This window comes from Tistlia consotensis USBA 355 (assembly GCF_900177295.1).
Lineage (GTDB): Bacteria > Pseudomonadota > Alphaproteobacteria > Kiloniellales > DSM-21159 > Tistlia > Tistlia consotensis.
The window spans coordinates 45992-66748 of sequence record NZ_FWZX01000034.1; the positions used below are offsets into that span (position 1 = coordinate 45992).

Sequence of the window (20757 nt, forward strand, 5' to 3'; positions counted from 1 at the left end):
CGCGGCTGCGCTATCAGCGTCGGACGCCGTCGCCGCCAGCCGGAGGTCCCGCCTTGCCGCGCCTCACGCGCACCCCTGTCCTCCTCGCCGCCCTGCTGCTGCTCGGTGCCTGCGCGCCGCTGCCGCGACCCGCAACGCCCTCGATCCCGACCGAGCCGCTGCTGTCCTGCCTCGAGGGCGGGCAGTCCGCGACCGAGGCGCGGCTCTACTTCGGCCGCTCGCTGCCGGGCGGCGGCCAGGTCGGCGAGACCGACTGGGCGGACTTCCTGGACGAGGAGGTGACGCCACGCTTTCCCGACGGCCTGACCGTGCTCGACGGGCGTGGCCAGTGGCGCGCCGACGCGACGGCGCCGGTCGAGAAGGAGGCGAGCAAGCTGCTGGTCGTCGTGATGACCGATCCCGAGGCGCAGCGGCCACGCCTCCACGACGTGATCGAGGCCTACAAGGCCCGCTTCCACCAGCAGTCGGTGCTGCTGACGACGGCGCCGGTCTGCGCCAGCTTCTGACGCCGCCCCGGCCGCTCCCGCCCGGCGGTCAGCGCGCCCCCCTCGATGCGGGCGAAGAGGGCGGCGCCGGCCTCGGGCCGCCGCGCCGCCGGAGCCGGCGGCGCGCCGCCCGGCAGCGCCCCTTCCGGCGCCGCCGCGAACAGCGGCCGCAGCGCCTCGAGCGCCGAGAGGTCGCCGGTCCGGTAGATCACGTTGCGGCCCTGGCGCTCGGCAGCGATCAGCCCGGCCTTGCGCAGCCGCGCCAGGTTCTGGGACAGCCAGGGCTGCTCCAGCCCCAGTTCGGCCTGCAGGCTGGCGACCGGGCAGGCGCCCGCGGCGAGGCGCAGCAGGATCGCCAGCCGCTGGGCGTGGCCGAGCAGCCGCAGGCACTCGGCCGTCGTGGTCAGCTCCGCCATGGTCACCGTTGCCGCCTCCGATCAATCCTGTATGATTTCAATAACTATTGGATTCATAAAGTCAAGGTTCGGGGCAAGGCGATGGAGCAGGACGAGAGCGGTGCGGCGCCGGGCTTCTGGCCGCGCATCGGCGAGCCGGCGCCGGCCTTCGAGGGGCGCTCGACCGATGGCCCCGTGCGCCTCGCGGACTTCCGTGGCGGCTGGCTGTTCCTGCTGTCCCACCCGGCCGACTTCACGCCGGTCTGCACCAGCGAGCTGGCCGCCTTCGGCCGCCGTCAGGAGGCGTTCCGCAGCCGCGGCTGCGCGCTGCTGGCCCTGTCGATCGACAGCCTCTACGCCCACCTCGCCTGGCTGCAGTCGATCGAGCGGACGCTCGGCGTCCGGGTCGCGGTGCCGCTGCTCGAGGACGTCTCGATGGCCGTCGCCCGCCGCTACGGCATGATCCATCCGGCGGCGACCAGCACCGCGACGATCCGCGCCTCCTACCTGATCGACCCCGACGGTCTGGTCCAGGCGATCACCTGGTACCCGCTGCAGATCGGCCGCTCGGTCGAGGAGCACCTGCGCCTGCTCGAGGCCGCCCGCGCGGCGCGCGCCAGCGGCTGCGGAACGCCGGCCGACTGGCAGCCGGGTGGGCCGCTGCTCGAGCCGCCACCGACGACCCGAGGGGAACTGCCGCGGGTCGAGACGGAGGGCGGCGAGGCCCCCGGCAGGGCCTGGTACTACCGCCCGCGGCCGCCGGGCGACGCCGCCGGCTGAGCCGGCCCGTCGCTCGGCCCTTGCAATAGTTATCCATTTTACTATTAATATATTCGTAGAATGTGAAGCGAGGCACCCCGGCCTCGCCCCGCCTTCCGGAACCGCCCTGGAGACCGCCATGCGCAAGCCCGAGGTCAAGGCCTTCTTCGACGAGCCCACCTTCACGGTGTCCTACGTCTGCGTCGATCCCGAGACGAAGAAGTGTGCGATCATCGATTCCGTGCTCGACTTCGATCCGGCCTCCGGCCGGACCAGCCACGACAGCGCCGACGCGGTCATCGCCTACGTCCGCGCCGCCGGCCTCGAGGTCGAGTGGATCCTCGAGACCCATGTCCATGCCGACCACCTGTCGGCCGCGCCCTATCTGAAGCAGACGCTCGGCGGCAAGACCGCGATCGGCGCCAACATCGCCGTCGTGCAGAACACCTTCGGCACGCTGTTCAACGCCGAGCCCGGCTTCCGCCGCGACGGCAGCCAGTTCGACCGGCTGTTCCAGGACGGCGACCGCTTCCAGGTCGGCTCGATCGAGGCCAGGGCGATGCACACGCCCGGCCATACCCCGGCCTGCATGACCTACGTGATCGGCGACGCCGGCTTCGTCGGCGACACCCTGTTCATGCCGGACTACGGCACCGCGCGCTGCGACTTCCCGGGCGGCAACGCGCACACGCTCTACCGCTCGATCCAGAAGATCTTCGCCCTGCCCGAGGAGACGCGCCTCTTCATGTGCCACGACTACAAGGCGCCGGGCCGCGACGAGTACCGCTGGGAGACCACGGTCGGCGAGGAGAAGGCCAGGAACGTCCACGTCCACCGGGGCATCGACGAGGCGGCCTTCGTCAAGATGCGCAGCGAGCGCGACGCGACGCTCGGCATGCCGCGCCTGATCCTGCCGTCGGTGCAGGTCAACATGCGCGCCGGAGCGCTGCCGCCGCCCGAGGACAACGGCGTGCGCTACCTGAAGCTCCCGCTCGACGCGATCTAGCGACAAAACCAGCGGCCGCCCGCGCGACGGCGACGGCCGATCCCAGGAGGAATGCCCCATGGACCCGAAGCGGATTTCCCCGTTCCTGTCGGTCTCGCCGCAGATCCTGCCGAGCGACCTCGGCACGCTGGCCGCGCACGGCTTCAAGACCATCGTCAACAACCGCCCGGACGGCGAGGGCGAGGACCAGCCGGCCGGCGCCGAGATCGAGCAGGCGGCCAAGGCCGTCGGCCTCGCCTACCACGCCCTGCCGGTCGTCTCCGGCAAGGTGACCGACGCCGACGTCGAGGCCTTCGCCAAGATCATGGCCGAGGTGCGCGGGCCGGTCTTCGCCTTCTGCCGCACCGGCACGCGCTCGACGACGCTCTGGGCACTGGCCGAGGCCTGGCACCTGGATCCCGACACGATCGTCGAGACCGCCCAGGGCGCCGGCTACGACATCTCCGGCCTGCGCCCGCGCCTCGAGCAGCGCGCCCAGGCGAGCGCGACCGGGACCGCGGCACCGTCGGGCAAGGCCGCGGCGCCGGGCGAGCAGCGGCCGCTGACCATCCACGACGTGGTGGTGGTCGGCGCCGGCACCGGCGGCATCTCGACCGCGGCGAGCCTGCTGGCGCGCCGGCCGGGCCTCGACATCGTCGTCGTCGACCCGCGCGACAAGCACTACTACCAGCCGGGCTGGACCCTGGTCGGCGGCGGCGTCTTCGAGCGCGCCATGACCGAGCGGCCGATGGCCTCGGTGATCCCCAAGGGCGTGCGCTGGCTGCACGCGGCGGTCGCCGCCTTCGAGCCGCAGCGCAACGAGGTCGTGCTCGAGGACGGCGAGCGGCTGCGCTACCGCACCCTGGTCGTCGCCCCGGGCCTGGAGCTTAACTGGGACGGCGTCGAGGGCCTGCGCGAGTCGCTCGGCCGCAACGGCGTGACCTCGAACTACCTGTTCGACATGGCGCCCTACACCTGGCAGCTGACCCAGAGCCTGCGCGGCGGCACCGCGCTGTTCACCCAGCCGCCGATGCCGATCAAGTGCGCCGGCGCACCGCAGAAGGCGATGTACCTGTCCTGCGACCACTGGCGCCGCACCGGCCGCCTCAAGGACATCGACGTGGCCTTCCACAATGCCGGCGGCGTGCTGTTGGGCGTCGCCGACTACGTGCCGGCGCTGATGGAGTACGTGAAGCTCTACGGCATCGACCTGCGCTTCAACAGCCGGCTGGTCGCGGTCGACGGCGACAAGCAGATCGCGCGCTTCGCCAACAGCGGGCCGGACGGCACCAGCGAGACGATCGAGCGGCCGTTCGACATGCTCCACGTCTGCCCGCCGCAGCGTGCGCCCGGCTTCGTGCGCAGCAGCCCGCTGGCCAACGAGGCCGGCTGGGTCGAGGTCAGCCCCGAGACGCTGCAGCACGTGCGCTTCGGCAACATCTTCAGCCTGGGCGACGCGATGTCGGCGCCCAACGCCAAGACCGCCGCGGCGATCCGCAAGCAGGCGCCGACCGTCGCGGTCAACCTGCTGGCGGTGCTCGACGGCGAGGCGCCGCGCGCGGTCTACGACGGCTACGGCTCCTGCCCGCTGACCGTCGAGCGCGGCAAGATCGTGCTCGCCGAGTTCGGCTACGGCGGCAAGCTGCTGCCGACCTTCCCGACCTGGCTGATCGAGGGCCGCAAGCCGACCCGCCTCGCCTGGCTGCTCAAGGAAAAGGCGCTGCCGGCGATCTACTGGGAGCTGCTGCTCAAGGGCCGCGAATGGCTGGCCGGGCCGACCCTGCTGCCGCACCGCCCGCAGGCCCAGCAATCGCCCGAGGCCCTGTCCGAGAAGGGCAGCCCGGGCGGCAGCAAGGCGGCCTGATCCCGCCTCCCTCGCGCGCCTTGCCTCCCTTGGTCGCGCGAGGACGGACGCCGGGGCGATGCAGCGCGCCCCGGCGTCCGCGAGCTACCGCATCCGCGACTTCAGCCGGATCGTCTCGCCGTCGACCACGAAGCGGCCGTAGCCCTGGTGGTGGATCGTGCGCGGGCGCTTCTGCGCCGGGTCGCGCCAGGCCTTGACCACTTCCAGGACGAAGAGCGCGTAGTCCGCGACCAGGCGCCGGTCGGCGACCCGGCATTCCAGGTTGGCGAAGCACTCGGCGACCAGGGGCGCCGCGACGCGCCCGGCCGGCAGCGGGGTCAGGCCGAAGGCCTCGAACTTGTCGAGCGCGCGGCCCGAGCTGTTGCCGACCTGCACGACCTTGGCCGCGAGGCGGCGCGCCGGCAGCGCGATCACGCACTCGCCGCTCCGCTCGAGGGCCGCGAAGCTGTGGTTGGCCGGGCTGACCACGCAGGCGATCTGCGGCGGCTCGAACTCGACCATCATGTGCCAGGACAGGGTCATGACGTTGGCCCGGCCGTCCAGCGCCGTGGTCAGGAGCACCACCGGGCCGGGCTCGATCAGCTGGTAGACCTCGGCCAGCGGCAGCTCGTCCAGCGCCGCCGACGCCGTGGCCGGCCGGCGCGCGCTCACGGGCCGATCCAGCGGATCTCCGGCGCCCGGCGCGGCACCGGCGGCGGGAAGGCCCTCGGCCGGCCGAGGATGATCGGCGCGACCGGCAGCGCCTCCGCCGGCAGGCCGAGCGCCACCCTGCCCTCGGCGGTGCCGAGCCAGGCCTGGGCGAAGCCGATCCAGCAGCTGCCGAGCCCGGCCTCGCGCGCCGCCAGCATCAGGTTCTGAGCCGCCAGGGCGCAATCCTCGACGGTCCAGGGGTCGGCCGTCGCGCCGGCGATCACGACCAGCGCCGGGGCGGCGTAGAAGATGTCGAAGTCCGGATCCTCCAAGTAGCCGCGCAGCCGCGCCTCCCCCACGCCGGGCGGTGTGCTCGCCAGGAGGTGGGCCTTGGCTTCCCGGGAGATGCGGGCGAGCAGCGCCCGGTCGCGCACCACGACGAAGCGCCAGGGCTGGCGGTCGAGCGCGCTCGGTGCCTGCACGGCGGCCTCGATCAGCCGGCGCAGCAGCGCCTCGTCGAGCGGCTCGCCGGTGAAGTCGCGCACCGCTCGCCGATTGTAGATGGCTTCCGTCAGCTCCATGGCGGTCCCTCGCTGCGGCGAACTGTCCAGCCATGCTAGCCGGCCGGCGCAAGGGCGCCTTGACCGGGATCAAGAGCGCCGATGCCGGGCCGACGGCCCCATGGGATCGCAGCGCGATTCCACGGGGTCGCCATCTGCTCTAGAGACGCGCGAGCAGGACCTCGAGACCGATGCGGACCTGGTCCATCTCAGGGTGCCGGACCAGCCGCTGCAGGGCCAGGAAGTAGGTCATGACGGCGGGCGGCAGCGCCAGCACGGCCGCGAGGTGCGCGGCGGTCGCGCCGTCGGCGTCGTAGAGATAGTCGCTGGTCGCCGTCGACAGCAGGCCGACGGCGGCCAGGCAGGCCTCGACGTTCAGCGCCGGGTCGAAGCCGAAGTTCGCCTGGACCTGGTCGTCGATCGTCACGTAGGGCGTGGCGGTGGTGTTGACCGAGAGGTAGGGCTTGCCGAGCATCTGGCAGAGATTGGTCGTGTTGGCCCCTTCCAGGATCACCGGGAAGGTCGAGGCCTGGACGAAGCACTGGAAGATCGGCCCGGGCAGGCCCGGCGACTGCACCAGCAGGACCTTCGGCGTCTCCGCCGCCTCGAGGGCCGCCAGGGCGGTGCCCAGGTCGGCGGACGGAGCGGACAGGTCCAGGAAGCCGCAGTCGTCGGCGAGCCCTTCCGGCACCAGCGCGCCCAGGGACCGTACGCCGTAGACGGCGAACAGCACGGCCGGCTTCAGGTCGAACGTCGCCTGCGCCGCCAGCAGCGCCCTCAGCAGGTTGCCGAGTACCAGCGCGACCTGGTCGTCCCTGGTCTGGTGCAGCCCGTAGGCCGTCATGAGCGACGTCTTCCTGGCGCCGACGGAGGTCAGGATCTTGGCCAGGTCCACGGGATCGGCGCCCCGGACGTAGCCGCCGTAGAGATCGAAGGCCGGGCCGGACTCGACCGGCTCGACGAAATAGGTCGCGGGGTCGTAGAGCCAGCAGGCCGGCGGCTGCGGCGGCAGCGGGTCGCCGATCTTCTGACCGGCGAACTGCGCCTCGCCGTTCCGCGCGGTGCTGACGAAGCGATGGTGCGGATGCCACAGGAAAGGCTGCAGGACCAGCAGGCCCTCGGTGCGCAGGTAGGCGGTGCGCAGCGTGGAGACGGTCTCCGGGCTGCTCGCGGAGGCCGCGTCGCTGGCGGCAATCAGCCCCAGGGTGGTGTCGCTCGCCTCGTCCGGAAAGCGGTCGCTGCCGACCAGCCAGCGGACCCCGGGAATCCGGTCGTAGCGTGGATCGAGCCGCGCAATCTTGTCGAGACTGCTCTGCCCCGCGGCCTGCCTCGACCAGCGGAAGGCGACGGTCAGCAGGAATCCCTTGTTGCCCATGACGATCCTGGACGGATCGACGGTGCCCTGCTGATCGTCGCCGTTGTCCTCCACGGGGAGGCCGGCGATGTCGACCGCGGTGCCGAGCAGCGCCATTCCCTCCGGCGCCTCGAAGTTCTGCCGGAAGGCCGCCAGCATCTCGGCCGCGGTCGTGGCGGTGAAGCCGGACGGCAGCGCATCGGGCACGCTCCCTCCCGCCAGGTCCGCGGTCTGGTAAGGCTTGCCCGCCGCGTCGTGGTCCTGCAGGCCGGTGATCTCGCCCAGGACGTAGTAGTCGGCATCCGTACAGAAGGCTTCCAGCGCGGCGTCGACCGCCTGGCGGATCGCCACCTCCGGGTGCTCCACCGCCAGCGGCATGGTGAACAGCTGGGTGACGGTGATCCGCTGATCGAAGCCGCTCGGGTCGGCGTCGCTGACGGCGACTTCGATGTTGACCCCGGAGGGCGGCGCCGCGAAGCCCAGGCGGCGCAGGTTGGCGATCAGCGCCAGCACCGCACTCTGGTGGCCGAGGTTGGGCGCGTCGGCGACGCTGATGCGGACGTCGCTCATCCGCGCGAAGAGACCGGAGCCGGGCTCGACGCCCCCGCCGCCCGACCCGCTCTCCCGGCCGAACGCGCTGCGGGCGACCCGCGCCGCCGCGATCAAGGAAACAAGCAGGTCCCGGAACGGCTGAAGCAGGGCGAGGTTCTCCTTGGCGGCGCGGGCGTCGATCACCTTGGCCAGGCTCAGCGGCCCCATCTTGAGCACACGCGCGTTCCACGTGGCGAAGGCGCTGGTCAGCGGCAGGACGACCCTGCTCGCCTGGTCCTCGATCCGCGTCACCGTCTCCTCCGACGGCGTCTCCTCCTGCAGCCAGGTCTCCAGCAGGATGGCGAAGTCGGTGAGCTCCTGCCCGGCATCGGCGAACTGGCCGGTCGCCTCGGTCATCGGCAGGTGCAGGAAGACCTCCTGGATGCCGCTGATGAGCTGCAATATCTCCTCGATGATCTCGCGCATCGGCCGGCTTCCAGTCTGAGGCGCGGGGCGAGGCCGGACGCCGCGTCCCGCCGGAAAGGTCGTCCGGAAGCTTGACGCTCGGCGCACGGCCGGCGTGTTCCGGTCGCCTGTCTCCGGCGGGACGGCGCTGTCGAGAAAGCGGCGAGGTGGCGAGCGGCGGTGGACCGGCCGGCGGAGCTGAGGAGGGTCTAGCCCTGCTCCTCGCCGGCCTGGTGGCGCATCATGAAGGGCACCTGGGTCCCGATGAAGACCAGCGAGAGGGCGATCTGGCCGACCGTGTCGAAGGTCACCCAGAGGTCTGTCGGCTGGGTCCGCCAGATCACCTCGTTGAGCCCGGCCATGGCCAGGAAGAAGACCGCGAAGCGGTGGGTCAGGGCGACGTAGGCCGCCGGACGCAGCGGGAAGCCGCCCTGCAGCAGGACCTTGAGCAGCGGCCGCCGAAGCGCCAGCGAGGCCCAGAGCACCAGCGCGAAGAGCGTCTGGACGATGGTCGGCTTCATCTTGATGAAGGTGTCGTCGCGCAGGATCAGGGTCAGGCCGCCGAACAGCCCGATCGCGCCGGCCATGACCAGGGTCATCAGCGGGATCCGGCGGGCGACCAGCCAGGACAGGGCGACCGCCGCGACCGCCGCGGCGACCACAGCCGCCGTCGCGGTCCGGATGTCGCTCGCCAGATAGCTGCCGAGGAAGACCAGCAGCGGGCCGTAGTCGACCGTCGGCTTCAGCCACTTCGGGCCGTCGGGCGCCGGCTGCGCGTCGTCCCGTCGTGCCCGTCCGTCAACAGTTCCGCTCATGCCTGACCCTTCGCGACCGATCGTCCCAGCCAATTTGGGCGGAACGGCCGCTCCGTTCAACTCGCGAGCTCGGCCGGCAAGCCGGAGACGCCGGACGACACGGCGTCTCGACGGCAGCCCCTGTCGTCACGAGAGAAATCCCCGCGCCTCCGCGAGTAATATTCAGCAAGAAAGCCTTATACTTCCGATTGATTCATGGACTTCGTCAGAAACAACCCAAGAAATATATTGCCAACTTAAACGAATCATTTACGCTCTTCTGAGATAAATCGAGGCTGCCGCAAGAGACGGCCAGCGTGCCGCGGCGCCGGGAGCCTTCGGGCACCGGCGGCGGCGCCCGAAGGGATGAGCGTCCGGGACTTTGTCGAAACCGATGGAGTGACGGAAGTGATCAAGGTCATCGTGCTCATCTGCAGTCTGGCCAGCGTGCCGAACTCCAAGGACTGCAACGGCGTCAACGCGATCGACATGGTCGAGGCGCCGCCCGCCACCGACAGCCGGAGCTGCGTGTTCGGCGCCATGACCTACGTCGCCGGCAGGCCGAACAGCTACCCGGACGACTACTACCTGAAGGTGCTCTGCCAGAGCGGGCCGAAGTCGCCGATCGGCTGAGGACGCCTCGGCAGCCCGCAGCGGAGGCCGGTCAGGGGGCGGCGGCCGCGACCTCGATCTCGATCAGCAGCTCGGGCCGGGCAAGGCCGGCAACGACGAGCGTGGTGACCGCCGGCGGCTCCGCGCTGCCCCAGCGCCTGCGGCGGATCTCGCCCAGGCTCGCCTGGTCCTCCGGCCGCGTCAGGAAATAGCCGACCTTCGCCATGTCGGCGGGCGTCATGCCGGCGGCCGCCAGCAGCGCCTCGACGTTGTTCATCGCCTGCTCACACTGCGCGGCGAAGCCCGGCGGCAGAGAGCCGTCGGATGCGATGCCGATCTGGCCGGAGAGGAACAGCAGCCGGGACCCGGCCGCGACCTCGACGGCATGGGAATAGATGCTCCTGAACGGCTCCGGGACCGGCCAGAGCGAGCCTGGATTGTGGCGCCTCGCCGCTCCGCCCATGCCGTTCCCCCTGCACGTCTCTGTCGTCTCTGTCGTCGCCAATCTGGCCGGAGCGGCTGCGTCGGTCAATTCGCAGGCTGCCCGCCCGCCGCTCGTCGGACGCACAACTGCAACTCGACAGCAGCGGCGAGGCTCGCCAAGCTGGCAGTCCCGGAGAGGGGAAAGCCGCCATGCCGTTCCGTCCGTCGTGCAAGCCGTCCGCCCGTTCCGTCCTGTCCCTTTTCGCCCTGCCCCTCTTCGCCCTGCCCCTTTTCGCCCTGCTGCTGCTCGCCGGCTGCGCCGCGCCGCCGGCCGCGCCTCGGAAGCCGGCGGCCCAGCCCTACGTCTGGGTGCAGATGGCGCCGGACCGCGCGGCCGACGGCGCGGCCCTCGGGCACGCGCCGGGCCAGCTGATCGCCCGCGCCCTGCTCCCCGCGGGCGGCGCCTGCCCGGACATCGAGCTGACCGGTACCGGCGGCAGCCGCCGGGAGGCGATGCACGAGCGGGCGCCCTCGACCCGGGCCGACTTCCCCTCGAGCTTCTGCGAATTCCGCTACGACGGCCGGCTCTCGGCCCGGATCGGCGACACGGTCCTGCCGCGCCGGCCCGAGAGGCTGCAGCGCATCCTGGTGATCGGCGACACCGGCTGCCGCCTAGTCTACTACCTGATCCCGGGCGGCCAGCAGGACTGCAACGATCCCGACTCCTGGGCCTTCGGCGCGGTCGCGGCGGCGGCTGCCAGGCTCGGGGAGGAGAAGCCCTTCGACCTGATCGTCCACGTCGGCGACTACCACTACCGCGAGGCGCCCTGCCCGGACTCCCTGCCCGGCTGCGCCGGCAGCCCCTGGGGCGACCGCGAGCCGGCCTGGCGGGCCGACTTCTTCGAGCCGGCGCGGCCGCTGCTGGCGATGGCCCCCTGGGTCTTCGTGCGCGGCAACCATGAGACCTGCGCGCGCGCCGGCACCGGCTTCCTGCAGCTGCTCGCCGCGGACTACCGCGACGGCGGCCCGCCGCCCCAGGGCTGCAAGGACGACACGGCGCCCTACTGGCTCGACAGCGCCGACCTCGACCTGCTGGTGCTCGACAGCGCCGACGCCGGCGACGCCTACGGCACCGCCAAGCGCGCCGAGCTCTACGGCGACTGGATGAAGCGGGCGCTGGACGGCGCCGAGCGCGACAAGACCCGGTGGCTGCTGCTGCACCACCCGCTGTGGTTCTGGCCGGGCAAGGGCGCGCCGGACCTGACCGCGATGGGTGCGGCGACGACGCTCAACACCGTCGCGTCGGCGGTCGCCCGGGCCGCCGCCGACCCCAGGGCGCCCGCGTTTGAGCAGGTGCTGGCCGGCCACGTCCACCTCTTCGCCGCGATCGCCCCCGAGAAGCCGCTGGCGGGCGGCCGCCGCCTGCCCTGGCTCGGCGTCTACGGCGCCGCCGGCACCAAGGAGGACCGGCCGAAGGACTTCAAGGGCCTGCCGGCCTGGGGCCCGAGGGCGACGCTGGCCGACGGCCCGGAGCGCCTGAACCTGCCGATGACGGTCGGCGCGCCGGCCTACGACGCGCCGCCGACGGGCAGGCGCCTGCCGCCCTTCGACCTGAGCGGCCTGCTGCCCTTCCAGACCCTGCCCTATCCGCCGGCGCGCAAGCAGCCGGCACCGCCCGCGCCCTTCGGCGCGCGGACCAGCCTGTCCTTCGACTTCGGTTTCGCGGTGATCGAGCGCGGCCCCGCGGGCAGCGAGATCGACTACTACGGCCGCGACGGCAAGCCGGAGCTGGCTTGCAAGGTCCGGGCTGCGGTCGGGAAGGACGCGCCGTGCCTGCCGGCAGGGTGACGGGAGCGCGGCCCTACGCCTCGCCCAGCTCCGCCGCCAGCCGCTGCGCCACCTCGGCCAGCCGCGCGTCGGGCTCGCGCGGCGGCGGGCGGAAGGTCAGCTCCGGCTCGGCAATGTAGCGGCGCGAGGTGACGTCGGTCTTCTCGACCAGCGGTACGACATGGGCGTGGACGTGGGACACGTCGCCGCCGGTGAAGAAGAAGCCGGCGCGCTCGACGCCCCAGAGCCGCTTCTGCAGGGCGCCGAAGCGCCGGCCGAGGCGGACCATGCTTTCGGCCAGCGGATCGGGCAACTCGGTAAAGTCGACGTAGTGGCGGCGGGTCACGATCAGCACGTGGCCCGCGCGGATCGGCTGGATGTCCAGGAAGGCGACCAGCTCGTCGTCCTCGAAGACCCGATGCGACGGGATGGAGCCAGCAGCGATCCGGCAGAAGACGCAGTCGGTCACCACGCCCTCCCGCCGGACTACTTCAGGCTGGCGCAGAAGCGCTCGATGCGGTTGCAGGCCTCCTCCAGCGCCTCGGTCGAGGTCGCATAGGAGATGCGGAAGTAGGGCGACAGGCCGAAGGCCGCGCCGTGCACCACCGCGACGCCCTCGGCCTCGAGCAGCTTGGTCGCGAAGTCCTCGTCGGAGCGGATCTTGCTGCCGTCCGGCGCGGTCTTGCCGATCGTGCCGGCGCAGGACGGGTAGACGTAGAAGGCGCCCTCCGGCTTCGAGCAGGTCAGGCCCGGGCAGCGGTCGAGGCGGCCGACGACCAGGTCGCGGCGCTGCCGGAAGGTCTCGTTGCGCTCGGCCAGGAAGTCCTGCGGGCCGTTGAGCGCCGCGACCGCGGCGGCCTGGCTGATCGAGGAGGGGTTGGTCGTCGACTGCGACTGGATCACCGCCATGGCCTTGATCAGCTCGACCGGGCCGGCGGCGTAGCCGATGCGCCAGCCGGTCATCGCGAAGGCCTTGGAGACGCCGTTGACCGTCAGGGTGCGATCGTAGAGCGACGGCTCGACCTGGGCCGGGGTGCAGAACTCGAAACCGTCGTAGACCAGCTTCTCGTACATGTCGTCGGTCAGGACCCAGACCTGCGGGTGCTTCTTCAGCACCTCGGTCAGCGCCTTCATCTCGTCCCAGGAATAGGCGGCGCCGGTCGGGTTCGAGGGGCTGTTGAGAATCAGCCAGCGGGTCTTCTTGGTGATCGCCTGCTCGAGGTCCTCGGGACGCAGCTTGAAGCCGTGGTTCTGGGAGCAGGGCACGGCGACCGGCACGCCCTCGGCCAGCAGGGTCATGTCGGGGTAGCTGACCCAGAAGGGCGCCGGGATGATCACCTCGTCGCCCGGGTTCAGGGTCGCCATCAGGGCGTTGTAGAGCACCTGCTTGCCGCCGGTGCCGACGGTCACCTGCTCGGGCACGTAGTCGAGGCCGTTGTCGCGCTTGAACTTGGCGCAGATCGCCTGCTTCAGCGCGGGCGTGCCGTCGACCGCGGTGTACTTGGTCTCGCCGCGGCGAATCGCCTCGATCGCCGCCTCCTTGATGTGATCGGGCGTGTCGAAGTCCGGCTCGCCGGCCCCGAGGCCGATGACGTCGCGGCCGGCCGCCTTCAGCTCGCGCGCCTTGGAGGTCACGGCGATGGTGGGCGAGGGCTTGATGCGCGACAGGCGCTGGGCGATCACGGACATGGCGGCTTCCCTTGCGGCAGCGGTCCTGGGAACGGACGGCGCCGCAACCTAGTCGAGCCCAGGCGCCCCCGCAACTGCCCGGACAGGCTTGCGGCCATGCTCCGGGAGGGGGTGCCGCAAACGCGCCGCAATTCGCCGCCGAATCACCCTTTTGACACCCCGCCGCCGCCGGACGCCACCGGCGTTATGGGAAGCGGTCAAATTCTCACGGGGGGGTCGTCATGAGCCCGCATTGCGCCCTGTTTCATCGCGGCTTTCGGGACCGCGCCGGCGAGCGCCAGCGCCTGCTGGTCACCGGCCTGCTGTTCCTGCTCTTCGCGCTCGGCACGCTGGCGCTGGCCAGCCTGCCCGGCCTGCGCGCCGCCCACGGTCAGACCCTGGGAGCGGGCCGGCCGGCCCCCGTGCAGCAGGCCGGCGTGCAGCAGGCCGCCCTGCCGGGCGGCCTGGCCGCCGGCCTCTACTTCCGCAAGGCCGCGCCGGCCGGAACCGAGGGAGCGGAGCGGCCGGTCGCGGACGCGCCGACCTTCGCCGCGCCCCTGGTCCATTCCGAGGTCTCGATCGAGGTCCACGGCCCGATCGAGCGGACCACGGTGCGCCAGTACTTCCTCAACCCCTCGGACGACTGGCTGGAAGGCACCTACGTCTTCCCGCTGCCCGAGCAGTCCGCCGTCGACCGCCTGACCATGGTCGTCGGCGAGCGCCGCATCGAAGGCGAGATCCACGAGAAGCAGGAGGCGCGGCGGATCTACGAGCAGGCGCGCGCCGAGGGCCGCCAGGCCGGCCTCTTGAGCAGCGAGCGGCCGAACGTCTTCACGACCGCCGTCGCCAACGTCGGGCCCCGGCAGGCGGTCTCGATCGAGATCGCCTACCAGCAGCGGGTCCGCTACGACGCCGGCCGCTACGAGCTGCGCTTCCCGCTGGTCGTGGCGCCGCGCTACACGCCGGGCGGCCCCAGCCTGGTCGCCGTGCCGATGCCGCCCCGGCCCGGCGCGGCGCCCGGCGCGCCGAAGGTCGTCCCGATCGCCGAGCGCCGCGGCCAGCAGGACGGCGAGGCGCCGACGCCGCAGGCCGAGCGCGGCGACCTGTTCGGCCCGGTCGTCGACCCGGCGAGCGGGCGCCTGGTGCCGACCGCGGCGATCTCCGTGCATCTCGACGCCGGCCTGCCGCTGGCCGGGATCGACAGCCCCTCGCACAGGGTGACGGTCAGCGACCTGCCCGACGGCAGCCAGCGGATCGACCTCGCCAGCGGCCCGGTTGCCGCCGACCGCGACGTCGTCCTGCGCTGGCAGCCGAAGATCGGCGCCGAGCCGCAGGCCGCGGTCTTCGCCGAGCAGGTCGGCGGCGAGACCTACCTGCTGGCCAGCCTGCTGCCGGGCAGCGCGCCGGCGGCGGCGCTCGAGCGGCCGCGCGACCTGATCCTGGTGGTCGACAACTCCGGCTCGATGTTCGGCGCCTCGATGGACCAGGCAAAGGCGGCGGTCGGCCTCGCCCTGCGCCGCCTGAAGCCGACGGACCGGGTCAACGTCATCCGCTTCGACGACACGACCGAGTCGCTGTTCGACAAGGCGCGCCCGGCGACGCCCGAGGTGCTGGCCGAGGCGCGGCGCTTCGTCGACGCGCTGCACGCCGACGGCGGCACCGAGATGCTGCCGGCGCTGCAGTCCGCGCTCGGCGAGCCGAGCGAGCCGGGACGCCTGACCCAGATCGTCTTCGTCACCGACGGCGCGGTCTCGAACGAGCGGCAGCTGTTCGAGGCGCTGTCGGCCGGCCTCGGCGAACGGCGCCTCTTCACCGTCGGCATCGGCTCGGCGCCGAACAGCTGGTTCATGACCAAGGCTGCCGAGCTCGGCCGTGGCAGCTTCACCTACGTCGGCTCCAGCGACACCGTCGAGAGCGGCATGGCGGCGCTGTTCCGCAAGCTGGAGAGCCCGGCGATGACCGACGTCACGGCGCGCTGGACCGGCGCCGGGGCGGTCGAGATGGTGCCGGCGCGCCTGCCCGACCTCTACGTCGGCGAGCCGGTCGAGCTGGCCGCCCGCCTCCCCGGCGTGCCGCTCGACCGCCTGTCCGGCACGCTCGAGCTCCAGGGCGCGCGCGGCGGCAGAAGCTGGCAGGCGAGCCTGCCGCTCGACCGGCTGGAGAGCCGCGAAGGCGTCTCGGCGATCTGGGCCAGGGCGAAGCTCGACGAGCTCGACAACGCCCTGGCCGAGGGACGCGACGAGAGCGCGGTGCGCGCCGAGGCCGTGCCGCTGGCCCTGGAGCATCGCCTGGTGACCCGCTGGACCAGCCTGGTCGCGGTCGACAGGGGCCCGGCCGCCCGCCCGGCCGGCGCTCCCCTCGGCAGCGCGCCGGTGGCGCGCGCCCTGCCCTACGACTGGAGCTACGAGAAGGTCTTCGGACCGGCCGGCGAGCAGGCGGACGGGACGGCGGAGCCCGGACGCGCCCGGCTGCGGCAGGCGCTGGCGCTGCGCCCGGCCCCGCCCGAGGAGCTGCAGCAGGCCGGCATCGCCGGCTCCGTGGCCCTGCCGCAGACCGCCACCGACGCCCCCTGGCGGGCCCTGGTCGGCGGCCTGGCGCTGCTCGGCGGCCTCGTGCTGCTGGCCGCCGTGCGCCGCAGTCGCCCCGGGGGCCGGCCCGGAAGGCTCTGGCGATGAGCGGCCACCTGCGTATCCGGCGGGCGCTGCTGCTGCTCGCCGGGCTGCTGGTCGCCGGCGGGCTGTGGCAGCTCGGCACGGCGGGCTGGATGGCCGGCAAGGCGGCGCTGGCGCAGATCCTGCTGGAACGGGCCTGGTCGGCGACCCTGGCGGACGGCCGGCCGGCGCGTCCCTGGCCCTGGGCCGACGGCTACCCGGTGGCGCGCCTGGAGGTGCCCGACCTCGGCGAGTCGCTGCTGGTGCTCGATCGCGCCAACCCGCGCAACCTCGCCTTCGGCCCGGGCCGGGTCGCCGGCAGCGCGCCCTTCGGCGGCCACGGCCTGACGATCGTCGCCGGGCACCGCGACAGCCACTTCGCCTTCCTCGACGCGCTGGCGCCCGGCGAGCGGCTGCGGCTGCAGTCGCCCGACGGGCGCTGGCGCGACTATCGGGTCGTCGACATGGAGGTGCTGGACCAGCCGCGACTGCCCGTGCCCGAGGGCATGGACGGGCTGGCGCTGGTCACCTGCTGGCCGCTCGACGCGCTCCGGCCCGGCGGCGCGCAGCGCTACGTCGTGCTGGCCGAGCCGATCGGCCGCACGCCGGCCGAGCTGGCCGGGCGTTTCCCCGCGCCCGCGGTCCTGCAGCAGGCGTCGCTGGCCGGCATCCCGGCCAGCATCCCGGCCGGCGACCCGCTGCTGCTGCCGCGCTAGGCGTGAGGCTCAGGCCGCGGCGCGGGCCTCGCCGGCCAGCGCGTCCTCGGCCTCGAGCACCGTGGCGACCGCCTGGATCACGGCGGCGATGCGCGCGGCGTCCTGGACGGCCTCCTTGGAGGCCCCCTTCGCGATCACCTCCTTCTCGTGGCTCTTCAGGCAGAGCCCGCAGCCGTTGACCGCCGAGACGGCCAGCGACCAGAGCTCGAAGTCGAGCTTGTCGACGCCGGGGTTGGCGATCGCGTTCATGCGCAGCCGCGCCGGCATCTGCAGGTAGTCGCTGCCGGTCAGGTGGCTGAAGCGGTAGTAGACGTTGTTCATCGCCATGATGGCGGCGGCGGTCTTGGCCGCCTCGGTCGCCTCCGGCGACAGGTGCCGGTCGGCCTCGGCGGCGACCGCGGCGATGACCTCGGGGCTGCGCGTCGCGATGGCCGAGGCCAGGGCGGCGCCCCAGACCTGCTGCTCGGTCAGCTCACCCGTCTGCAGCACGTTCGAGATGTTGAGCTTGATGTCCTTGGCGTAGGCCGGCATCCGGGCCTTCAGGGCGTCGATCGACATGGAAAGAACCTCTCGTCTTCGGCAGTCGGCAGGGAATGGGCGCGCGGCGCGTCCCGCCGGAGCGGGACGCGCCGAAGCGGGATCACGCGGCCTGGAGCGTGTCCTGGCCCTTCTGCCAGTTGCAGGGGCAGAGCTCGTCGGTCTGCAGGGCGTCGAGGGTGCGCAGCACCTCCTGGACGTTGCGGCCGACGCTGAGGTCATAGACCGAGACGTGGCGGATGATGCCCTCGGGGTCGACGATGAAGGTGGCGCGCAGGCAGACGCCCTCCTGCTTGTGCAGGATGCCCAGGGCGCTCGCGAGCTCGCGCTTCAGGTCGGCGAGCATCGGGAAGGGCAGGTCGCGCAGCTCCTCCTGGTGCATCCGCCAGGCGCGGTGCACGAACTCGCTGTCGGTCGAGAAGCCGAGGATCTGGGCGTCGCGGTCGGCGAACTCCTCGTTCAGCTTGCCGAAGGCCGCGATCTCGGTCGGGCAGACGAAGGTGAAGTCCTTCGGCCAGGCGAAGAGCACCAGCCACTTGCCGGCGTAGCTCTGGTCGGAAAGGGTCTCGAAGGCCTGGTCCGGGCTCGGCGCGTCCAGGCGGGTGACGGCTTGCAGCTCGAAGCTCGGCAGACGGTCGCCAACGGTCAGCATGATCTCTCCTCTTGTGTTTCGGTTGCTCGGTCGCGGGACAGGCGCCGGTCGGCAGGTGCCGCTCGGCGCGGATTTATAGAATGGTTCTAATTCGCATTCTCGGCAACTGAAATGGTGCGCCGCAGCAAGGCCGCAAGGGGAGACCCGCGAAAATTCCGCCGAAAAAGATACGGGCCGCCCGCAGGCGGCCCGGAGGCAGGGAGGGGGAAGACGAAAGGCGCCGGCGAGACGCGGGGCGCCCGGGCCCGGCCGCGGCGCTAGGGCCGGCCGCGGAACAGCCCGGCGATGAGCGAGAGGGCGAGCAGCACCAGGGCGACGAAGAAGATGATCTTCGCGATGCCGACGGCCGCGCCGGCGATACCGCCGAAGCCGAGGGCGGCGGCGATCAGGGCGATGATGAAGAAGGCGAGAGCCCAACCAAGCATGATCCGTTCTCCTCCAGTGGCGAGCAGCGATGCTCAGGTCCGCACGGCGCCGCCGCCGCGCGGGCCGGCCAGCAGCCAGGCGAGGAAGCCCAGCAGCGGCAGGATCAGGATGAGCAGCACCCAGATCACCTTGCTGCCTGTCGAGGCGCCGCTCTGGACGACGTTGATGATGGCCCAGATGTCCGCGATCAGGATCAGCAGGCCCAGCAACCCACCAACTTCGATACCCATGGTCCGGTTCCTTTCCTTGTCCGGTCACCGGCGGCAGCCGGCGGTTGATCAGGCGAGCCCGATTCGACTCGGTGGATGGCGCGGGAGTGCCGCCGGCACGATCGAGACGGTCCGCAGACCAAGTCCGCAGGCGGAGCCCGGCGGGCGGAGGCGGGGACCGAGGCCGGACAGGGCGGCCATCCGGCGCGAGGCCGGCAGCCGGGCCGCGGCGCCCGATCAGGTCTCCTGGACCTGCGGCGGCGGCGTCGGGCGTTCCGGCGGCGTCTGCCCGTCACGGTCGAGGCCGTCCAGGAAGCGCTCGACGGCATCGAGGAAGATCCGCGCACCGGCCCGCCAGGCCTCGGAGCTCTGCTCGGCCAGCTGGGCGAGCCGCCTGGTCAGCTCCTCCTGCAGCTTCTGGAGGACGCCGCGCTCTTCGAGCAGCCGGCGCTTCGTCTCCTCGGAGGCGCCCCGGAGCCGCTGGTCGAGGCGGCTCAGGTCCTCGCGCAGCCGCTCCGCCAGCCGCGCCGCCTGGTCCTCGAGGGACTCGCTCCCGCGGTCGGGCGCCTCGGCCCGGATCGCGCCGGGCAGGCCGGCCGGCGGGCGCGGCATGACCGGCTCGCCGGCCGCGGCCGCCCCGCCCGCGAGAGCGAGCGCGACAGCCGCGGCCAGGGCTCGGATCGCGGGCGGCAGAGGCATCGTCCGTCTCCTCGGCAAGGCCCCTGGGGCGAGCCCTCGGAGACGGGCTTCGCGCCGGGTTCTGCGGTCAGTCGTGATTCTCCGACTCGCCCATGATATAGCCCGCACCGGCGCCGAGCGCACCGCCGAGCGCCGCGCCGCAGGCGACGCAGCCGCCGGTCAGGGCGGTGCCGGCCGCGCCGACGCCGGCGCCGATCGCGCCGCCCGACAGGGTCTTCTGCTGGGTGTTGTTCATGCCGCTGCAGCCGGCGAGGCCGAGCGTGGCGATGACCACCAGGGGAAAAGCGAGCTTACGCATGGGACTTTCCTTTCCTGAGAAATCCGCTTTCGGTGTCGAGCGCGTGCTCGGCGAAGGGCCGACGGGGGAAAAGCCGGAGCGGGGGACTCGGGGGATGGGGGGCTGAACCCCGCCTTCCACCCCGCCGGCACTTCGCCGAATACGCGTCGGGGGAGCGGTACTGCTGCGCTCAGGCGGCTCCCGCCGCCCGCAGTCCCTCGTCGATCGAGCGGCAGCGGGTCAGCACCTCGGCGATCCGCTCGTCCTGGATGGCCGCCGCCTCGATCTCGCGGCGCTCCGCCTCGCTCAGGCCGCCGCGCAGGTAAGCGACCAGAATCTCCTCTGTAATGATCTCGATCTGCACTGCCATGACGTGATCGCTCCAGATCATCTTCGCGACAGACAACTCGAGACCCCCCGGTCCGGTTTCCCGATTTCCGGAAAATTCGCATCGGTCACTTGATCAAGGCACGCTGCCTACGCCATCCACGCAGGCGATAGCACCGCCATTACTGGAACAGGTCATGGAGACGCCGTCAGTGACGTCGGTTACGTCGGCGAGGGAACCGCTGTCGGGCAGCGTCGTTTAACAGGGTCCGGAAACGCGGCCCCCGCTGCGATCGCCAGGAGACGACAGCCATGGCCGAGGCGCAGCCTCCGAAACGCACCGAGAAGGTCCAGGTGATGCTGGACGACGAGGAGCTCCGGGCGATCGACGACTGGCGCTTCGACAACCGCGTGCCGACGCGCGCCGCCGCGATCCGAGAGCTGCTGAGACGGGGCCTGCTGAACAGGGAACTCGACACGCCGCCGGCCGACCTGCCGACCCGCGATTTCCGGGTCACCGACGCCGAAGGCACCTGAGCCGCACCGGCCCTAGCGAGATCCCGGCACGCCGGGACACTAGAGCAGTTTCTCAGCTGACGGAATCGTTAGGGATTCCGGCGCGCCGGGAAATCTGATTCAAGATGCCGGCTGGTGAGGGAGGCCAGCCTGCATGACGCGACCTCTATCGATGGACATCCGGGAACGGCTGGTTCGGGCGGTTGACGGCGGCATGAGCCGGCGGTCTGCGGCCAAGCGCTTCGGTGTCTCGGCTTCGGCGGCGATCAAGTGGGTCGAGCAATGGCATCGGAGCGGCACGGTCGAGCCGCGGCCGCAGGGCGGCGACCGCCGTTCGCAGCATCTCGAGGCTCATGCCGAGGAGATCCTTGGCCTGGTCGAGCAGACGCCGGACA

Annotated in this window: 25 protein-coding genes; 10 read left to right on the forward strand and 15 right to left on the reverse strand. The window is 72.1% G+C overall.

From position 1 onward, the window contains the following. The first annotated feature begins 53 nt into the window (after positions 1-53). Positions 54-506, forward strand: a complete 453-nt coding sequence (locus B9O00_RS27260; RefSeq protein WP_159460347.1) for a DUF3574 domain-containing protein — start codon at positions 54-56, stop codon at positions 504-506. Here the strand turns inward: B9O00_RS27260 and B9O00_RS27265 are convergent. After that, positions 440-901, reverse strand: coding sequence for an ArsR/SmtB family transcription factor (locus B9O00_RS27265; RefSeq protein WP_085125884.1), 462 nt, complete (start codon positions 899-901; stop codon positions 440-442). The two genes, B9O00_RS27260 and B9O00_RS27265, sit on opposite strands and share 67 nt — an antisense overlap. A gap of 81 nt (positions 902-982) precedes the next feature. Here B9O00_RS27265 and B9O00_RS27270 point away from each other — a divergent pair, with 81 nt between their 5' ends. The 3 genes from B9O00_RS27270 to B9O00_RS27280 all read left to right on the forward strand — a co-directional run bounded on the left by B9O00_RS27270 (position 983) and on the right by B9O00_RS27280 (position 4488). Then, on the forward strand, positions 983-1660 hold the full coding sequence (locus tag B9O00_RS27270; RefSeq protein ID WP_085125885.1) for a peroxiredoxin: 678 nt from the start codon (positions 983-985) through the stop codon (positions 1658-1660). A 118-nt stretch (positions 1661-1778) separates the two neighbouring features. Beyond that, positions 1779-2645 carry an MBL fold metallo-hydrolase gene (locus B9O00_RS27275; protein ID WP_085125886.1) on the forward strand — a complete coding sequence of 289 codons (867 nt, stop codon included), beginning with the start codon at positions 1779-1781 and terminating at the stop codon, positions 2643-2645. Between the two features lie 58 nt (positions 2646-2703). After that, positions 2704-4488 (forward strand): bifunctional protein tyrosine phosphatase family protein/NAD(P)/FAD-dependent oxidoreductase, encoded by a 1785-nt coding sequence (locus B9O00_RS27280; RefSeq protein ID WP_085125887.1) that lies wholly within the window; start codon positions 2704-2706, stop codon positions 4486-4488. A gap of 84 nt (positions 4489-4572) precedes the next feature. Here B9O00_RS27280 and B9O00_RS27285 read toward each other — a convergent pair whose 3' ends face one another. From B9O00_RS27285 to B9O00_RS27300, 4 genes are all read right to left on the reverse strand, one after another. Then, on the reverse strand, positions 4573-5139 hold the full coding sequence (locus tag B9O00_RS27285; protein ID WP_322111221.1) for a flavin reductase family protein: 567 nt from the start codon (positions 5137-5139) through the stop codon (positions 4573-4575). Next, positions 5136-5699 carry a nitroreductase family protein gene (locus B9O00_RS27290; protein WP_085125888.1) on the reverse strand — a complete coding sequence of 188 codons (564 nt, stop codon included), beginning with the start codon at positions 5697-5699 and terminating at the stop codon, positions 5136-5138. Before B9O00_RS27290 ends, B9O00_RS27285 begins: the two co-directional genes overlap by 4 nt. 139 nt (positions 5700-5838) lie before the next feature. Then, positions 5839-8049, reverse strand: coding sequence for a hypothetical protein (locus tag B9O00_RS27295; protein ID WP_085125889.1), 2211 nt, complete (start codon positions 8047-8049; stop codon positions 5839-5841). A gap of 188 nt (positions 8050-8237) precedes the next feature. Continuing rightward, positions 8238-8843, reverse strand: a complete 606-nt coding sequence (locus tag B9O00_RS27300) for an inner membrane-spanning protein YciB (RefSeq protein ID WP_085125890.1) — start codon at positions 8841-8843, stop codon at positions 8238-8240. 387 nt (positions 8844-9230) lie between these two features. Between B9O00_RS27300 and B9O00_RS27305 the strand changes: the two genes are divergently transcribed. Next, on the forward strand, positions 9231-9455 hold the full coding sequence (locus B9O00_RS27305; protein WP_085125891.1) for a hypothetical protein: 225 nt from the start codon (positions 9231-9233) through the stop codon (positions 9453-9455). A 31-nt stretch (positions 9456-9486) separates the two neighbouring features. Here B9O00_RS27305 and B9O00_RS27310 read toward each other — a convergent pair whose 3' ends face one another. Continuing rightward, positions 9487-9897: a RidA family protein gene (locus B9O00_RS27310; RefSeq protein WP_085125892.1), complete on the reverse strand. Its 411-nt coding sequence runs from the start codon at positions 9895-9897 to the stop codon at positions 9487-9489. 170 nt (positions 9898-10067) lie between these two features. On the opposite strand from B9O00_RS27310, the gene B9O00_RS33580 reads away from it, so the two are divergent. Beyond that, positions 10068-11705 carry a metallophosphoesterase family protein gene (locus B9O00_RS33580; protein ID WP_085125893.1) on the forward strand — a complete coding sequence of 546 codons (1638 nt, stop codon included), beginning with the start codon at positions 10068-10070 and terminating at the stop codon, positions 11703-11705. A 13-nt stretch (positions 11706-11718) separates the two neighbouring features. On the opposite strand, the gene B9O00_RS27320 is transcribed toward B9O00_RS33580, so the two are convergent. Together B9O00_RS27320 and B9O00_RS27325 are read right to left on the reverse strand one after the other, a co-directional pair. Next, the gene (locus B9O00_RS27320) at positions 11719-12153 is read right to left on the reverse strand and encodes an HIT family protein (protein WP_218822957.1); all 435 of its coding nucleotides are present in this window, start codon (positions 12151-12153) and stop codon (positions 11719-11721) included. Between the two features lie 17 nt (positions 12154-12170). Then, positions 12171-13373 carry a pyridoxal phosphate-dependent aminotransferase gene (locus B9O00_RS27325; RefSeq protein WP_085125895.1) on the reverse strand — a complete coding sequence of 401 codons (1203 nt, stop codon included), beginning with the start codon at positions 13371-13373 and terminating at the stop codon, positions 12171-12173. A gap of 221 nt (positions 13374-13594) precedes the next feature. Between B9O00_RS27325 and B9O00_RS27330 the strand changes: the two genes are divergently transcribed. Beyond that, positions 13595-16027, forward strand: coding sequence for a marine proteobacterial sortase target protein (locus B9O00_RS27330; protein ID WP_085125896.1), 2433 nt, complete (start codon positions 13595-13597; stop codon positions 16025-16027). After that, the gene (locus B9O00_RS27335) at positions 16024-16719 is read left to right on the forward strand and encodes a class GN sortase (protein WP_089229809.1); all 696 of its coding nucleotides are present in this window, start codon (positions 16024-16026) and stop codon (positions 16717-16719) included. Before B9O00_RS27330 ends, B9O00_RS27335 begins: the two co-directional genes overlap by 4 nt. A gap of 9 nt (positions 16720-16728) precedes the next feature. On the opposite strand, the gene ahpD is transcribed toward B9O00_RS27335, so the two are convergent. The 7 genes from ahpD to B9O00_RS27370 form a co-directional block, all read right to left on the reverse strand. Further along, positions 16729-17277, reverse strand: a complete 549-nt coding sequence (gene ahpD / locus B9O00_RS27340) for an alkylhydroperoxidase, AhpD family (RefSeq protein ID WP_085125897.1) — start codon at positions 17275-17277, stop codon at positions 16729-16731. 82 nt (positions 17278-17359) lie between these two features. Next, on the reverse strand, positions 17360-17908 hold the full coding sequence (locus B9O00_RS27345) for a peroxiredoxin (RefSeq protein ID WP_085125898.1): 549 nt from the start codon (positions 17906-17908) through the stop codon (positions 17360-17362). A 257-nt stretch (positions 17909-18165) separates the two neighbouring features. Continuing rightward, a complete protein-coding gene (locus B9O00_RS27350) occupies positions 18166-18333 on the reverse strand; it encodes a DUF1328 domain-containing protein (protein ID WP_085125899.1) in 168 nt (55 codons plus the stop codon). A gap of 33 nt (positions 18334-18366) precedes the next feature. Beyond that, positions 18367-18564 (reverse strand): PLDc N-terminal domain-containing protein, encoded by a 198-nt coding sequence (locus tag B9O00_RS27355; RefSeq protein ID WP_085125900.1) that lies wholly within the window; start codon positions 18562-18564, stop codon positions 18367-18369. Between the two features lie 216 nt (positions 18565-18780). Next, positions 18781-19242: a hypothetical protein gene (locus B9O00_RS27360; RefSeq protein WP_085125901.1), complete on the reverse strand. Its 462-nt coding sequence runs from the start codon at positions 19240-19242 to the stop codon at positions 18781-18783. A gap of 67 nt (positions 19243-19309) precedes the next feature. Beyond that, positions 19310-19540 carry a YMGG-like glycine zipper-containing protein gene (locus B9O00_RS27365; protein ID WP_085125902.1) on the reverse strand — a complete coding sequence of 77 codons (231 nt, stop codon included), beginning with the start codon at positions 19538-19540 and terminating at the stop codon, positions 19310-19312. A 169-nt stretch (positions 19541-19709) separates the two neighbouring features. Next, the gene (locus B9O00_RS27370; protein ID WP_143596363.1) at positions 19710-19889 is read right to left on the reverse strand and encodes a hypothetical protein; all 180 of its coding nucleotides are present in this window, start codon (positions 19887-19889) and stop codon (positions 19710-19712) included. Positions 19890-20158: 269 nt separating this feature from the next. On the opposite strand from B9O00_RS27370, the gene B9O00_RS27375 reads away from it, so the two are divergent. Both B9O00_RS27375 and B9O00_RS27380 read left to right on the forward strand, forming a co-directional pair. Next, entirely contained in the window at positions 20159-20383 is a 225-nt protein-coding gene (locus B9O00_RS27375; RefSeq protein ID WP_218822956.1) for a hypothetical protein, read from the forward strand. 133 nt (positions 20384-20516) lie between these two features. Continuing rightward, on the forward strand, positions 20517-20757 hold a 241-nt coding region (locus tag B9O00_RS27380), incomplete at its 3' end, for a helix-turn-helix domain-containing protein (protein WP_143596364.1).